The sequence below is a fragment of the Trebonia kvetii genome, assembly GCF_007827045.1.
Lineage (GTDB): Bacteria > Actinomycetota > Actinomycetes > Streptosporangiales > Streptosporangiaceae > Trebonia > Trebonia kvetii.
This window is the reverse complement of record NZ_RPFW01000006.1, coordinates 325010-340285: the sequence shown is the minus strand read 5'-3', so window position 1 is coordinate 340285 and position 15276 is coordinate 325010. Positions and strand designations below refer to the sequence as shown.

The following is a 15276-nucleotide window of genomic DNA, read 5'->3' as shown; positions in this document are numbered from 1 at the left end:
GGGGCGGGGATCGCCGATGTCGGGCCTGGCTCCCGGCGAGCCTACAGACGGAGTGCTGCTCCGGCGGCACGTGGAGGGCAATGCCGACGCCTTCGGGCAGCTATTTAAGCGGCACAAGGACCGGCTCTGGGCCGTGGCGCTGCGCATCACCTGCGATCCCGACGACGCGGCGGACGCGCTCCAGGACGCGATGATCGCGGCGTTCCGGCGGGCCGGCGACTTCCGCGGCGACTCCGCGGTGACCACCTGGCTGCACCGGATCGTGGTCAACGCCTCGCTCGACCTGCTGCGGCGCCGCGGGTCGCGCACGACGACCTGGTCGGGCGACCCCGACGAACTGCCTGTCCCCGAGGCGCGGCACGGCGTGGACAGCGCCGCGTACACGGACTCCCGCCTCGACGTGGACGCGGCCCTGCACATGCTGCCGCCGCCGCAGCGCGCCGCGCTGGTCCTGGTGGACATGCTCGGCTACCAGGTTTCCGATGCGGCCGTGATTCTCGGGGTCTCCGAGGGCACAGTGAAGAGTAGGTGCGCACGGGGCAGGATGAAACTAGTGCCCTACCTTTCGCATTTGCGCGCCAATTATCCCGGGAAGGGGAACCGACCGGTCGCCGACGGCGTCTCATCTGAGCAGGGAGGAGGCGCATGAGCAGGGAATGGCCGCCCGGATGGGAAGATCCGGAGGACGCGGAACTGGACGCGGAAGAGCTGGACGAGGAAACCGACGTGCGGCTGGCTGAGGTCGCCGCGTTCCTCGCGACCGTGTCCGCCCCCGTCCTGCCCGGCGCCATCGAGTCCCGGATCATCGCGGCGCTCGCGGCGGAGTCGGCGGCACGCGGCGAGGGCTCACCCGCTCGCGCGCCAGAGCCCGATGGTCCCCGGATCCTTCGTCCCGCACCGGCGCGGGCACGCGTGAGGCGCGGCGTCTACCGGGTCGGGCGGTTCGACCGGATCCGGCCGGCCATGGTCGCCGGGCCACTGGTCGCCATCCTGCTGTTCTCAGGACTCGGTTACGCCATATCCCTCGCTGGGGGCCAGTCATCAAGCTCGTCCGCGGCATCCGCGCCGTCGGCAGCGTCGAGCGCGGCGGCGGGGGCCGTGGGGGGACCCCAGTACAGCGCCTCGTCGGGTCGGGCAGCCGAGGGTAGCGCGGCCTCTACGGCAGGCTTCGCACTCATCCAGAGCGGTACGGATTACCGGCAAGCGACTCTCGCTGAACAGGTACAGACCGTGATAGCGGCAGCAAAGAGGGCATCGGTTCCAGCGGCGGTCCCGTCGGCGACTACACCGAGCTCTAGTGCAGCGTCGGCATCGGCGCCGGCTACCATCACGGCCGCCCCCGCCAGCACGGCCCCCGCCGGCCAGTTCTACAGCCTGGCCGCCCTCCCGCCGAGCCTGCATAGCTGCGTGGCGCATTTCACCGGAGGGGCGGCACCTCGCCTCATCGACCTGGCCACCTATCAGGGAACGCCTGCCTACGTGATTGCCACTTCGACACACGTGTGGGTGGTGGGACTGGACTGCACGGCGCAGCACCTAGACCTGATCGCATCGGCATCGCTGGCGGGCTGAACCCGGGAATCTTCGCGCCCTAGGATCGGTTAGCGAGTAAGCATTCTTGAGGAGGCTCGGCTAAGTGACCGACGTACGCGATGTCATCATTATCGGCTCTGGCCCGGCGGGTTACACCGCCGCCATCTATTCGGCTCGGGCCAAGCTCCAGCCGCTGCTCTTCGAGGGGTCCGTGACCGCGGGCGGCGCGCTGATGCAGACCACCGATGTGGAGAACTTCCCCGGCTTCCCGGACGGGATCATGGGCCCGGAGCTGATGGACTCGCTGCGCAAGCAGGCGGAGCGATTCGGCGCCGAGCTGGTTTCCGACGACGTTGTCGAGGTTGACCTGACCGTCTCGCCGAAGGTCGTGAAGACCGAGACCGACACCTACCTGGCCAATGCCGTGATCATCGCTACCGGCTCCAGGTACAAGGAGCTCGGGGTTCCCGGTGAGAAGACGCTGTCGGGACACGGCGTCTCCTGGTGCGCGACCTGTGACGGCTTCTTCTTCCGTGAGCAGGACATCGCGGTAATCGGCGGCGGTGACTCGGCCCTGGAGGAGGCGTTGTTCCTCACCAGGTTCGGCAAGTCGGTGACGCTCGTGCACCGGCGCGACACGCTGCGCGCCTCCAAGATCATGCAGGAGCGCGCGTTCGCCAACCCGAAGATCAAGTTCCAGTGGGACAGCGACGTCGTCTCCATGGAGGGCGACGGGAAGGTCTGCGGGCTGCGGGTGCGCAACGTGCACAGCGGCGAGGAGACCGTGCTTCCGGTCGGCGGCGTGTTCATCGCGATCGGCCATTCGCCGCGCAGCGAGCTGTTCGCCGGGCAGCTCGCCACCAACCCCGACGGCTACCTGGAGGTCGAGGGCCGGTCCACCAGAACCGCCATCGACGGGGTCTTCGCCTGCGGCGACGTGGTTGACCACGTGTACCGGCAGGCCATCACCGCGGCGGGCAGCGGTTGCTCGGCCGCGATCGACGCGGAGCGCTGGCTGGCCGAGCGCCAGCACGCGCACGCGTAATCAGCGAACCTTCTCATCCAGACACGAAAGGGTGATCACAATGGGTGCGACCAAGGCCGTCACCGACGCGACCTTCGAGGCAGAGGTCCTGAAGAGCAGCAAGCCCGTCATCGTCGATTACTGGGCCGAGTGGTGCGGACCGTGCCGGATGATCGCCCCGGTTCTCGAGGAGATCGCTTCCGAGTACGGCGAGAAGATCGACGTCGTGAAGCTCAACGTCGACGAGAACCCGGCCATCGCGCAGCGGTACCAGATCCTCGCGATCCCGACGCTCAACGTGTTCCAGAACGGCGAGGTCGTGAAGCAGATCAAGGGCGCCAAGCCGAAGGCCGCGCTGCTCAAGGACCTGGCCGAATTCATCTGAGCTCACTGCCACTGCTCCCGCAGGCAAAACGGGGGGCCGGGGGAATCATCCCCCGGCCCCCCGTTTCCTTTATCGAAATCCTGTACTACTGCGGGAGGGCGTGATTGACTTCTCGCATGGAAAACGCGCGGCTCCTTGAGTGCCTTGAGTCGGACTACCGGCGAATGCGGGAGATTGTGCCCGGGCACCTCGAATCCCGGGTGCCCAGCTGCCCCGACTGGACCGTCGACGACCTGACCTGGCACGTGGGGATGGTCTACCTGCACAAGGCCGCCACCATGCGCGAGGGGGCGGACCCCAAGCCGTGGCCGCCGTCATTCGATGACAGCTATCCGGCCCTCACCCTGATCGACGACGCCTACCGGCAGCTGCTTGCGGAATTCGCCGCGCGCAATCCGTCGGACCCCATGTGGACCTGGTACGGGCCAGACCAGACAGTGGGGTTCTGGATCCGCCGGATGGCGCAGGAGACGGTCATCCACCGGATCGACGCCGAGCTGGGCGTCAGGGAGCAGGTCACGCCGGTCGCCGACGACCTCGCCATCGACGGCATCGATGAACTGCTTAAGGTCTTCGTCGCGTTCGACGTGCGTGAGTGGCCCAAGTACTTCACGGAAGCGCTCCAGGACTCTCCCGGCCGCAGCTATCTCATCAGGGCCGATGTCACCACCGACAGCCCGAGCGTCTCCTGGCTCGTGAAAACCGCCCCCGGCCAGTTCACTGTCGAGGGCGGCCCGGACGAGAAGATCAGCGACGACAGCGCAGCCGACGTCACGGTGAGCGGCACCCCGACGGACGTCCTGCGCTGGTCGTGGAACCGGGAGACACCGGGAATGCCGAGCCGGGTGAAGATCGACGGTAACGGCGACGCCCTGGCGGAGTTCCGCGCCTGCGTCACCACGGCGACCCAGTAGCACAGAACGTCTGCACCGGACCGCGTGCAGAGGCTCTAGATCCGGCTGCTGACCACGGCGGGCGCCGGGCGGAGAACGCGCTCGGGAGTCATCGACCCGAGCAGCCTCTCCAGCGCGACTTCCACGTCCTCCCGCCAGCTGAGCGTCGAGCGGAGTTCCATCCGCAGCCGCGGGTGCCTGTGGTGCGGCCGGACGGTCTTGAAGCCGACAGCGAGCAGATAGTCGACCGGCAGCACGCAGGCGGGCGCGGTCCACTCCTTGTTCCCGAAGGCCTCGATCGCTCGCACGCCGCGGCGCGTCAGGTCTTTCGCCATTCCCTGGATGAGCATGCGCCCGAGGCCGCCACCGGAGAACTCGCTGAGCACCCGGGCCGTCATCAGGAGCACCGCGTCGGCGCTTACCGGGCTAGTCGGGAAGGCGACCGAGCGCGGCACGTATTGCGGCGGTGCGAAGAGCACATAGGCAGCGGGCACGCCGTCGACGTAGAGGATCTTCCCGCAGCTGCCCCACTCAAGGAGCACCGAGGAGATCCACGACTCCTTTTCCAGCGCCGGGTCATTCGCCTCGGCGCGGACCTTGCTCACCGGATCGAGTTCCCAGAAAACGCAGGAACGGCAGCTCGGCGGAAGGTCGCCGAGATTATCCAGCGTAATGTTGACAAGTCGGCGTGACATCCCGATGCGTTCCCCGATCAGGTCAGCGTGAACTAGCCACTATTTTGGCATGGTACCCCGCCGACGGCAGGGAATGCTGTGACCCGTGATCTAGAAATCTTTACTTGGAGGACCCGATGACCGGGGCGACCCATTCGCCGGACGCGCCGCGCAAGAGCTTCGGCAGCGACAACCACGCGGGGACCCACCCGACCGTCATGCGCGCCATCGTCGAGGCGAACACCGGCGATGCCATCGCGTACGGCGCCGACCCGTGGACTGCCCATGCGGTGAGCGAGATCCGCCGGCTCACAGGGGCGCAGGGCGAGGTGTACCTGGTGCTCAACGGCAGCGGCGCGAACGTGCTCGGGCTCGGCCTGCTGCTCGGCCGGCACGAGTCGGTCATCTGCGCCGACTCGGCGCACATCAACACCGACGAGTGCGGCTCCGCGGAGCGGATCCTTGGGACGAAGCTCCTCACGGTCCCCGCGCGAGACGGGAAGATAACTCCGGAACTAATCGGCTCCCGGCTCGCGGGCCGCGGCGATGAGCACTTCGCCCAGCCGGGCGCCGTCGCCGTCACCCAGTCGACGGAATTCGGCACTTGTTACTCGCTCGACGAACTCCGGGCTATCAAGGAGTTCTGTGCGGCCAACAATCTGCGCGTCTTCCTGGATGGCGCACGACTCGCCAACGCGGCGGCTCATCTGGACTGCACGCTCGCGGACATCGCGGAGAACGCTGACGTGCTCAGCTTCGGCGGCACCAAAAACGGGGCAATGGGCGTGGAAGCGGTCGTGGTGATGCGGCCCGGCGACGCGGCCAACGCTCCCTATCTCCGCAAGCAGCACATGCAGCTCTCGTCCAAGATGCGCTTCCTCGGCGCGCAGTTCAGTGCTCTCCTCACCGACGACCTGTGGCGGCACAATGCCGAGCATGCCAACGCGATGGCCAACCGGCTAGCCGGCGGCCTGGCTTCGATTCCCGGCGTCGACGTCGTGTACCCCGTCCAGGCGGACGCCGTCTTCGCGCGTCTCGACCCCGCCCGCATCGCCGCACTGCAGCGCGACTGGATTTTCCACGTGTGGGATGAGTCCGCGTCGGTGGTTCGCTGGATGACCGCCTTTGACACGCAGGAAAGCGACGTCGACGCGTTCCTTGGCGACATCGCCGCCGCCGCCGAGCTCGTGGGATCGGTCCGCGCATAGCGCCGGGAACGCGCCTTGTTTCACGTGAAACGAGCACCGGGACGGTGGCCGTCCCGTCTGTTTCACGTGAAACAAGGCACAGCGAACACGCTGAATCCGCGGCCAGATGCCATTAGATTGGTGTGGCGGCCACGGTTCTCCTCGGCGATCCGTGTGCCGTCTTCGCAGCACAACCGGCTCTTACACAGGAGAAGCAGTGGCGCAGCAACGGCGGGGTCTCGGCAAGGGGCTCGGAGCACTGATCCCGGAGGCACCCCGGACTGGCGGCGCGGCGGACACGGCGGCCCCGGGCTCGGTTGGCCCGTCAGGCACGACGGCGAACGCGGTGGGCGTCATCGGCCACGGGTATGTCAGCGACGCGGCCGGAAGCACCTACGACCCGGCTGACGCCGGACTGCGCCAGGTGGCTGGTGCCTACTTCGAGGAAATCGCGGTTGGCTCGATCACGCCCAATCCTCGTCAGCCGCGCCGGACATTCGACGAGGAGGCTCTCGAGGAGCTCTCCGCCTCCATCACCGAGGTCGGCCTACTCCAGCCGGTCGTAGTACGGAAGATCGGGGACGGAAACTACGAGCTTGTCATGGGCGAGCGCCGCTGGCGCGCGTCACAGCGGGCCGGGCTCGAGTACATTCCCGCCATCGTCCGCGAGACGCCGGACACCGACATGCTCCGCGACGCCCTGCTGGAAAACCTGCACAGGCAGCAGCTCGATCCGCTGGAGGAGGCGGCGGCCTACCAGCAGCTGCTTGACGACTTCGGCGCCACACACGAGCAGCTCGCGCAGAAGATTGGCCGCTCCCGCCCGCACATCAGCAACACGCTGCGGCTGCTGAACCTGCCTCCAGGGGTGCAGAAGCGAGTCGCGGCCGGGGTGATTAGCGCGGGTCACGCCAGGGCGCTGCTCTCCCTCGACGATCCGCAGGCACAGGAGCGGCTGGCCCAGCGGATCGTGGCAGAGGGACTCTCGGTCCGCTCCGTCGAAGAAATCGTCGCCATCGGCGACGACAACCCGGTGAAGCAGTCCCGCAGGCAGGTATCAGCCAAGCCGGTCGCGCCCGCCCTGCGTCACCTGTCCGACCGGCTCTCCGACATCTTCGAGACCCGGGTCAAGGTGGAGATGGGACGGAACAAGGGCAAGATCACCGTTGAATTCGCGACGATCGACGACCTGGAGCGCATCGTCAAGGCGATGTCACCCGAGGCCGCCACTCGTCCCGGCCCCGCGCAGGACTGACTCCGCTCAGGACTGACTCCGCTCAGGACTCACTCCGCTCGGGCCGGACAAGCCGGTAACGCTGAGGGCCGGGGTATGACGCCCCCGGCCCTCAGCGTGTCTAGTGTCTCGCTGCTATGCGGTGATCGCCCGGTGGGCCAGCTCGCGGGCCGCCTCGGCATAGGCGACCGCGCCGGTCGAGGCCGGGTCGTAGGTGATGACCGACTGACCGTAGCTTGGCGCCTCGGAAACCCGGACCGAGCGCGGGATGATCGTCTGCAGCACCACATCGCCGAAGTGCGAGCGGACGTCCTCCGCGACCTGCGTCGCGAGCCGGGTGCGTCCGTCGTACATGGTCAGCAGGATGGTGGAGATGCGAAGATTCGCATTCAGGTGTGCGCGCACCAGCTCGACAGTCCGCAGCAGCTGCTCGAGACCCTCGAGCGCGTAATACTCGCACTGGATCGGGATGAGCACTTCCTCGGCGGCCACCAGCGCGTTGAGCGTCAGCAGGCCGAGGGACGGCGGGCAGTCAATCAGCACGTAGTCCAGATTCGAGACGTCGAGCGACTCAATCGCGCGGGATAGCCGCGACTCACGCGCCACGAGCGGCACCAGTTCGATCTCGGCGCCGGCTAGGTCGATCGTCGCGGGCGCGCAGTACAGCCCGGGCATGCCCTCGACCTCGGTCACAATCTCCGACAGCGGCCGGTCCTCGACGAGCGAGTTGTATACCGACTCCCTGCCAACGTGATGGTCCACGTCGAGCGCGGTCGACGCGTTCCCCTGCGGGTCAAGGTCCACGACAAGCACCCGGTTGCCGTGCTGGGACAGGCTCGCCGCCAGGTTGACCGCGGTGGTGGTCTTGCCCACCCCGCCCTTCTGGTTGGCGATCGTCATGATCCGGCACCGCCCCGGACGCGGCCAGGGCTCGCGCATGGCCGCACCGCGAACACCGACGGCCGCCTCGGCCGCCCGCGCGATGGGCGTGTCGGCCGCGTTCACCGGCGCCTCAGGCACCACGACCGGTCCATCTGTTCCTACAGCCTCCGGCGACATCTGGCCCTCTCCGCTCGTGCGAGCGCTGCCCGGCGCGCCCGTGCTCACCACAACACCAGGGGTTCCACGTGAAACCGCCGCCGCCAGCGCATTCCGAACCCGGTCCGACCCGGGAAGGGAAGGATCGTCTTGACCGTTCACCGAAAGACCTTCCACGCCCCGCTGACTCGAGGCCTGCTCAGGGGATTGAGAAGACAAAAGTCCCAGTCGTCCCGCGGGCCAACCCAGCCCGGAAACGCCCAGCATTAGCGCACTGCCCCCGTCAGGCCACCCCACGCCGGCTGCGCTGAGCACTCGCTCGCTCCTCTCGGCCGCCGTGTGCCTCCATGACGACACGGATCACCGTGGTCGCCGATACGACCCTACCGCGACCAGCCTGCAGAACCTCCGCACTCCGCACGCCAAGCCGGGAAAGGACGGGTCTCGCGGCCGCCAGTTCGTCGGCCGCGGACTGCCCCTTGATCGCGATCAGCTGTCCGCCAGGACGAAGCAGCGGCGCGGCCCAGCCGGCCAGCCGACCGAGCGGAGCGACAGCGCGCGCCGTGGCGACGTCGGCCTTGATCCGCGCGGCGGCCTTCTCCTCAGCCCTGGCGCGCAGCACGGTGGTGTTAGCGAGTCCGAGCTCCGCGACGCACTCCTCGAGGAACACAGATCGCCGCAGCAGCGGTTCGAGCAGCGTCACCTCAAGCGACGGGCGGAGCAAAGCGAGCACGACTCCCGGCAGCCCGGCTCCGGAACCGATGTCCACAAGCGAACCTCGCTCGGGAAGCAGCTCCGCCACCACCGCGCAGTTCAGCAGGTGCCGTTCCCAGAGCCGTTCCGTCTCACGCGGACCGATGAGCCCACGGGTCACCCCGTCGGTGGCCAGCAGTTCCGCGTACCGGCGCGCCATACCCAGCGCGTCGCCGAAGACCAGGCCGGCCTCGGCTGGTGGTTCCGCGGCCACCGCGTCCCGCCTCAGCCGGCCGGGAAGACCACCACGCGCCGGTTCGGCTCCTCGCCCTCCGACTCGCTCCGCAGCCCGGCGACCGCGACAGCATCGTGGATGATCTTTCGCTCGAACGGGGACATCGCGCGCAGCTTCTTCGGCTCGCCGGACTCCGATACCTCCGCTGCTACGGAACGGCCGAGTTCGGCGAGTTCAGCGCGGCGCCGCGACCGGAAGCCGCCGACGTCGAGCATCAGCCGGGCGCGTGACCCAGTCTTCCGGTGCACAGCGAGCCTGGTCAGCTCCTGCAGCGCCTCGAGAACCTCGCCGTCGTCTCCGACAAGCTCGTCCAGCGTGGCGCCGACGACGGAGACAACGGCACGGTCGCCCTCCACGTCCATGTCGATGTCGCCGTCGAGGTCGGCGATGTCGAGAAGACCCTCGATGTAGTCAGCGGCGATCTCGCCCTCTTCTTCGAGAGAGCTCAGGTCTTCCTCGTCGTCCGCTTCCTCGTCGGAGTCTTCGTCATCATCCTCGTCGTCTTCGACGTCTTCGACGTTCTCGACGTTCTCGACGTCTTCATCCTCGACGTCCAGGTCGTCGCCGGCTTCGATGATGTCGTTATCGTCGACCACGCCGTCAAGCTCCTGATCTTCGCCTACCACCGTGCCGAACCCCTCACCGGGACCATCCCCCACAGCCGCTCACCTCTTGCCCGTGTTGCCGCGCTTACTGCGTGTCTGCCGGACCGGCTGCTGCCGGACGACCTTGGTCGGCGGAGTGTCCTGGACCTCCTCCGGCTCCTGCTTGCCCCGGCCGAACCGCCGCAGGACGCTAGAGCCGTTCGCCCATCCGTTGGCGGCGGCACCGGCAGCGGAGCCGTTGGCGCTGGGCCTGGGGCCAGGCGCCTTCGCGGCCGCGGCGGCTGACGCGCCGCCCTTACCGCCGGGCTTGGTGTCGGCCGGGGCCGCCTTGGCGCCGGGCTTGGCTCCCGCCTTGCCGGCCGCACCCGTGTTACCTGATGCCGCCTGCACCGCAGACGCTCCTACCGTAGCGCTCCCCACCACGGGAAGGTTGCGGAACAGGAAGTGCTGCTGTCCCAGCGTCCACAGGTTGGTGGTGACCCAGTAAAGCACCAGCCCGAACTGCCAGTAGAGGCCGGTCAGCGCGAAGAACGGGGCGATGTACATCATGTTCTTCGACATCGCCTGGGCGGCCGCGGCGCCCGGCTGGTCCGGGTCCGGCGCCGTCTGGTTCAGCATGCCGCGCCGCTGGCTCTGCTTCATGGTGAGGAACGTCGTCGCGGCGCTGATCAGTACCGCGGCCAGGATGACGGCCTTCGTCTCCCACGACTCAACCTGTCCGGTGGGGACGAAGAGGAACTTGTCGTACAGGTGGACACCGAAGATCTTCGCCTGGCGTGCGCTCTCCACCACGGGCACGGTCAGGCCGTACTGCGGCGTCGTGCCTGGCTTCCAGTCGGCGATGGCCTTGAGCACGTTGAACAGCGACCAGAAGACGGGCAGCTGTGCCAGCAGGGGAAGGCACCCGCCAAGCGGGTTGATGCCGTTCTCCTTGTAGAACTTCATCGTCTCTTCGTTGAGCCGCTGCTTGTCGTTCTTGAACTTCTTGCGGATCTCCTGCAGCTGCGGCATGTGCGACTGCATCTTCCACATGGAGTTCCGCTGCTTGATGAACAGCGGCACCATGATCAGGCGCATCAGCACCACGAGCAGGACGATCGACAGGCCCCAAGTCAAGCCGCTCGACGCGCCAAACGGCACGGAGAGCACCGCGTGGATGCGCATCATCACCCAGGCGACCGCGTAGAACAGCGGGTTGAGAATGCTCACCTGAAAACTCCTTGGGGCCGGGGAGGCACGGGATCGTATCCGCCGGGATTGAAGGGGTGGCAGCGCGCGAGCCGCCGCATGGCCAGCCAGAGTCCCCGTATCGCGCCATGCGTGCGCAGCGCCTCCAGGGCGTACTCACTGCACGAGGGAGCGAACCGGCACGCGGGGGGAAGCAGGGGGCTGATGTACCGGCGGTAACCGATCACGGGAACGATAAGTAGCCGCGCCGCCAATGTCGGCACGGCTGCGTCTGCCGAGCTCATCTTCGATGCGCTCATTGCTGGCGTGCCCCAACCTGCCGCCGGAGCAGTCTTCCGAGCACCAGGTCCAGATCGGCGGCTAGATCCGCCTGGCGTGCGCCAGCGGCCGCCGGGTGGGCACGCACCACGAGAAGACAACCTCCGGGAAGCGAGGCGACCCGCCTGCGCATCAGTTCCCGAAGTCGTCGCTTCACCCGGTTGCGAACCACCGCCGAGCCAACCGCACGGCTGACAACAAAGCCTACCTTCGCGGTGGCGTCGCTTTGTACCTGACCGACAGCGAAGAGCAGATGCCCGGAGAGCGCGGAACCGCCGGCCCGGCGACCCGAGCGCAGCGTGCGCTTGAACTCCTCCGGGCTTCTCATCCGCGACTGCTGCGGCAGCACCGGCGCTGCCGGGTTCGCTAATGAAACTCAGACGGCGAGCTGGTCGCGGCCCTTACGGCGGCGCGCGGCAAGGACGGCGCGGCCGGCCCTGGTACGCATCCGCTCACGGAAGCCGTGGACCTTCGCCCGCCGACGGTTGTTCGGCTGGAACGTGCGCTTGCTCACTGGAACTCCCAGTACGATCCGGAAAATTGTCGTAAATCAACGGCAGACGTACCATGCGCCGCGCGGTCAGGCTCGGGCCTGACACCGGCCGAGCGGCCATCGCAGGCGGGACATGGGTCAGCCTGTTAACGGTAAAGGCGATCCCCTCGCAGGTCAAACTGAACGACCAGGCACCGTGGCCGCGGGCGCTGCGGTCGGCCGCGACCTGCTCATTTCCGGGTCTACCATCGGGGAACACGCGATTTCCACAACGGAGGCGCCTTCGGCGACTTAGGCTGTGGAAAATTAGGGTCCGCAGGCCAGCCTCACGACAGCTAGCTGCCGCCACGGGATGGGGAAACCGCACGCAGCGCGCGTTCACACCTTGTGGACGATCCTGTGGACAACGAGTTGCGGCGGACGGGACGGACGCGTCGCGGCTTTGGCAGTGGCGATGCGAGGGGAGCGCTCGGTGAGTGATCTGGATCTGGCGGACGTTTGGGCGCGCTCCCTTGACGGACTCTCCGAGATGGGCCTGCCGCCGAGCCAGCTCGCCTGGCTTCGGCTGACCAGGCCGCTCGGCCTTGTCGAGAACACGGCGCTGATCGCCACGCCCAACCTGTTCGTCAAGGAGCACCTGGAAACCAAGCTGCGGCCCCTGGTCATCCACGCACTGTCCAAGGAGCTCGGGCGTCCGATCCAGATCGCCGTCACCGTCGATCCGAGCCCGGTCTCCCCGCCCGAGCAGCCGCCTGGCCCGCTGAGCTCGCCGCTGTCGGTGATAGACCCGCTGACCGCGCCGCCACAGGATGACCTGCTGGTCAGGGCGCCGCAGCCGCCTGAGCTGTCATCGCACCAGGCGCAGCCGCAGCAGTACGCCTACCCGGACTCGTATCAGGACTCCGGGTACCAGCCTTACCGCTCTCCCCAGGGATACGCCGAGCAGGCGGAGCAGCAGTCCACGGGAGGCCAGCCCGAGCCCCGGGACATCGACCAGTACCAGGCTCAGGTGCCGCGCGAGCCGCAGCCGCAGCCGGTGCATCAGCACGATCAGCCGCCGCGCCCGGCCTCGGCCCGGCTGAACGCGAAGTACACCTTCGAGACGTTCGTCATCGGCAGCAGCAACCGGTTCGCACACGCGGCCGCGGTGGCGGTCGCCGAGGCGCCGGCCAAGGCCTACAACCCGCTGTTCATCTACGGCGACTCGGGTCTCGGCAAGACCCACCTGCTGCACGCCATCGGGCACTATGCCCAGACGCTCTACAACGGGCTCAAGGTCCGCTACGTGAGCTCGGAGGAGTTCACCAACGAGTTCATCAACATGATCCGCGACGGCAAGCAGGACGGGTTCCGCCGGCGGTACCGGGATGTGGACGTCCTCCTCGTGGACGACATCCAGTTCCTGGAAAACAAGGAAGGAACTCAGGAAGAGTTTTTCCACACCTTTAACACACTGCACAACGCCAGCAAGCAGATCGTCATCTCCTCCGACCGGGCGCCGAAGCGCCTCGTCACGCTGGAGGACCGGCTGCGCAGCCGGTTCGAGTGGGGGCTGCTGACCGATGTTCAGCCGCCGGAACTCGAGACCCGGATCGCCATCCTGCGGAAGAAGGCAATCCAGGAGGGCCTGAACGCGCCACCGGACGTGCTCGAGTACATCGCGAGCCGCATCTCGACGAACATCCGCGAGCTTGAGGGCGCGCTTATCCGGGTCACCGCCTTTGCCAGCCTCAACAGGCAGGGTGTGGACATCAGCCTGGCCGAGATCGTGCTGAAGGACCTGATACCTGAATCCCAGGGGAACGGCAGCCCGCAGATCACCGCGGCCACCATCATGGGCCAGACCGCCGCCTACTTCGGGTTGTCCATCGAGGATCTGTGCGGCACGAGCCGGTCCAGGGTCCTGGTGACCGCCAGGCACATCGCCATGTACCTGTGCAGGGAACTGACCGACATGTCGCTGCCGAAGATCGGCCAGCAGTTCGGCGGACGCGACCACACCACCGTGATCAACGCGGATCGCAAGATCCGCTCCCTGATGGCCGAGCGCCGCTCGATCTACACACAGGTCACCGAGCTGACCAACCGGATCAAGCAGCAGGCGCGGACGAACTAGCGACGACGCGGAAATGCCGGAACACGCGGACATAAAGGCACTACTAATGGTTATTAACCGCACACACTTGCCGGCGGCAACAGCGCACAGGTTCTCCACAAGAGTTATCCAGAACCTGTGGACTGGCGATGTGGACAACTCAGTGGACAACACGTGGAAAGACGGGGGACTACCGGTGGACAAGCTGGGAAAACTCCGGCACGGTCCACACGGGCCGCCGCGCCGTCCACAGCGGACACACAGGCCCTGTGCATAAAAAACGGGCCGCGGACTGGGAAAACGACGTTCTCCCCAGAATCCACAGGCCCTATTACTACTACGTTCTTATAACTCAATGAAAGCTAAAAACAAGTAGGCTCGCGCCTGGCTGTGGACAGCAGCCCGGGCAGAGGCCCGACAACGGACGACATACCCAGTCGCGGTGAACCCGCAAACATCACCGGCAGGAGGCATCCAGTGAAGCTCCAGGTTGAGCGTGACCCACTCGCAGAGGCCGTCGCATGGACCGCCCGTGCGCTCCCGGCCCGCCCCACCGCCCCGGTGCTGGCAGGCATGCGGCTGCAGGCCGGCAGCGAGCTGACCCTGTCCACCTTCGACTACGAGGTATCCGCACAGTCGACGATTCCTGTGCAGGCCGATGAGCCAGGCACCGTACTCGTCTCGGGCAGGCTGCTCGCGGAGATCGTCAGGTCGCTGCCCGCCCGGCCTGTTGACCTGTCGACCGACGGGACGCGGACCACAGTCAAGTGCGGCAGCGCCACGTTCACCCTGATGCTGCTCCCCGCCGAGGAGTACCCGACCCTGCCCGACATGCCGGACACCACGGGGACCGTCGGCGCGGACGCGTTCGCCTCGGCCATTCACCAGGTCGCCATCGCCGCGGGCAAGGACGACACGCTGCCCGCGCTGACCGGCATCCGGATGGAGATCAACGAGGACACGCTGACCCTGGTCGCCACCGACCGCTACCGGCTGGCCGTGCGCGAGCTGCGCTGGACTCCGGTGGCACCGGGCCTCAGCACCGCCGTCCTCGTCCCCGCGCGGGTGCTCGGCGACACCGCGCGGCAGATGACCGGCGGTGCCGAGGTCAACGTCGCGCTCGCCACGACAGCAAGCGGCAACGACGGCATCATCGGGTTCGAGGGCGGCGGACGCCGGACGACGACCCGGCTGCTTTCCGGCGAGTACCCCCGCTACCAGACCCTGTTGCCGAGCGAGTTCTCCGCGGTCGCCGAGCTGCCCGCCGCCCCGTTCGCGGACGCGGTCAAGCGGGTCGCGCTCGTCGCGGAGCGGAACACCCCGGTCCGGCTCACCTTCGCCGCCGGCGAAGTGCTGCTCGAGGCGGGCACCGGCGACGAGGCCCAGGCGAGCGAGGGGATCGGCGCGAGCTTCGACGGCGAGACGATGCAGATCGCGTTCAACCCGCAGTACCTGCTCGACGGCATCAACGCGGTGGACTCCGACACGGTCCGCGTCTCGTTCACCACCGCGACAAGGCCCGCCGTGATCACCGGCAAGGGCGACGCCACCCCGGATTACCGGTACGTCATCATGCCCATTAGATCGGCCGGGTGAGCCGGGCCCAGGGTCGCACTCAACC

16 protein-coding genes and 1 pseudogene are annotated in these 15276 nt (G+C 67.5%); 9 read left to right on the top strand and 8 right to left on the bottom strand.

Annotated features, from left to right (window positions below):
* Positions 1-16 precede the first annotated feature (16 nt).
* The 5 genes from sigM (at position 17) to EAS64_RS30195 (ending at position 3856) form a co-directional block, all read left to right on the top strand.
* Positions 17-649: an RNA polymerase sigma factor SigM gene (gene sigM / locus EAS64_RS30215; protein ID WP_145858570.1), complete on the top strand. Its 633-nt coding sequence runs from the start codon at positions 17-19 to the stop codon at positions 647-649.
* Positions 646-1572, top strand: coding sequence for an RsmA family anti-sigma factor (locus EAS64_RS30210; RefSeq protein ID WP_145858569.1), 927 nt, complete (start codon positions 646-648; stop codon positions 1570-1572). Before sigM ends, EAS64_RS30210 begins: the two co-directional genes overlap by 4 nt.
* Positions 1573-1636: 64 nt before the next feature.
* Positions 1637-2578: a thioredoxin-disulfide reductase gene (trxB, locus tag EAS64_RS30205; RefSeq protein ID WP_145858567.1), complete on the top strand. Its 942-nt coding sequence runs from the start codon at positions 1637-1639 to the stop codon at positions 2576-2578.
* Positions 2579-2618: 40 nt separating this feature from the next.
* Positions 2619-2942 carry a thioredoxin gene (gene trxA, locus EAS64_RS30200; protein ID WP_145858565.1) on the top strand — a complete coding sequence of 108 codons (324 nt, stop codon included), beginning with the start codon at positions 2619-2621 and terminating at the stop codon, positions 2940-2942.
* Between the two features lie 116 nt (positions 2943-3058).
* Positions 3059-3856, top strand: a complete 798-nt coding sequence (locus EAS64_RS30195) for a maleylpyruvate isomerase family mycothiol-dependent enzyme (protein ID WP_145858563.1) — start codon at positions 3059-3061, stop codon at positions 3854-3856.
* Positions 3857-3891: 35 nt separating this feature from the next.
* Here EAS64_RS30195 and EAS64_RS30190 read toward each other — a convergent pair whose 3' ends face one another.
* Positions 3892-4530, bottom strand: coding sequence for a GNAT family N-acetyltransferase (locus EAS64_RS30190; RefSeq protein ID WP_145858562.1), 639 nt, complete (start codon positions 4528-4530; stop codon positions 3892-3894).
* A 116-nt stretch (positions 4531-4646) separates the two neighbouring features.
* Between EAS64_RS30190 and EAS64_RS30185 the strand changes: the two genes are divergently transcribed.
* The gene (locus EAS64_RS30185; RefSeq protein ID WP_145858560.1) at positions 4647-5717 is read left to right on the top strand and encodes a threonine aldolase family protein; all 1071 of its coding nucleotides are present in this window, start codon (positions 4647-4649) and stop codon (positions 5715-5717) included.
* A gap of 196 nt (positions 5718-5913) precedes the next feature.
* A complete protein-coding gene (locus EAS64_RS30180; RefSeq protein WP_145858558.1) occupies positions 5914-6951 on the top strand; it encodes a ParB/RepB/Spo0J family partition protein in 1038 nt (345 codons plus the stop codon).
* 114 nt (positions 6952-7065) lie between these two features.
* Here the strand turns inward: EAS64_RS30180 and EAS64_RS30175 are convergent, their stop codons facing one another.
* The 7 genes and pseudogenes from EAS64_RS30175 to rpmH all read right to left on the bottom strand — a co-directional run bounded on the left by EAS64_RS30175 (position 7066) and on the right by rpmH (position 11581).
* Positions 7066-7869, bottom strand: a complete 804-nt coding sequence (locus tag EAS64_RS30175; RefSeq protein WP_246115947.1) for a ParA family protein — start codon at positions 7867-7869, stop codon at positions 7066-7068.
* 382 nt (positions 7870-8251) lie between these two features.
* Positions 8252-8881 carry a 16S rRNA (guanine(527)-N(7))-methyltransferase RsmG gene (gene rsmG / locus EAS64_RS30170; protein ID WP_145859104.1) on the bottom strand — a complete coding sequence of 210 codons (630 nt, stop codon included), beginning with the start codon at positions 8879-8881 and terminating at the stop codon, positions 8252-8254.
* 65 nt (positions 8882-8946) lie between these two features.
* A complete protein-coding gene (locus EAS64_RS30165) occupies positions 8947-9405 on the bottom strand; it encodes a Jag family protein (protein WP_246115946.1) in 459 nt (152 codons plus the stop codon).
* A 216-nt stretch (positions 9406-9621) separates the two neighbouring features.
* Positions 9622-10770, bottom strand: coding sequence for a membrane protein insertase YidC (gene yidC / locus EAS64_RS30160; protein WP_145858555.1), 1149 nt, complete (start codon positions 10768-10770; stop codon positions 9622-9624).
* Between the two features lie 8 nt (positions 10771-10778).
* Positions 10779-11033: pseudogene (gene yidD, locus EAS64_RS30155) on the bottom strand (membrane protein insertion efficiency factor YidD); the annotation flags it as partial.
* A gap of 11 nt (positions 11034-11044) precedes the next feature.
* On the bottom strand, positions 11045-11416 hold the full coding sequence (rnpA, locus tag EAS64_RS30150) for a ribonuclease P protein component (protein ID WP_145858552.1): 372 nt from the start codon (positions 11414-11416) through the stop codon (positions 11045-11047).
* 27 nt (positions 11417-11443) lie between these two features.
* Positions 11444-11581, bottom strand: a complete 138-nt coding sequence (gene rpmH, locus EAS64_RS30145) for a 50S ribosomal protein L34 (RefSeq protein WP_145858550.1) — start codon at positions 11579-11581, stop codon at positions 11444-11446.
* Between the two features lie 451 nt (positions 11582-12032).
* On the opposite strand from rpmH, the gene dnaA reads away from it, so the two are divergent.
* Together dnaA and dnaN are read left to right on the top strand one after the other, a co-directional pair.
* On the top strand, positions 12033-13676 hold the full coding sequence (gene dnaA, locus EAS64_RS30140; protein ID WP_439333631.1) for a chromosomal replication initiator protein DnaA: 1644 nt from the start codon (positions 12033-12035) through the stop codon (positions 13674-13676).
* A gap of 456 nt (positions 13677-14132) precedes the next feature.
* The gene (gene dnaN, locus EAS64_RS30135) at positions 14133-15251 is read left to right on the top strand and encodes a DNA polymerase III subunit beta (protein ID WP_145858546.1); all 1119 of its coding nucleotides are present in this window, start codon (positions 14133-14135) and stop codon (positions 15249-15251) included.
* The last annotated feature ends 25 nt before the right edge of the window (positions 15252-15276 follow it).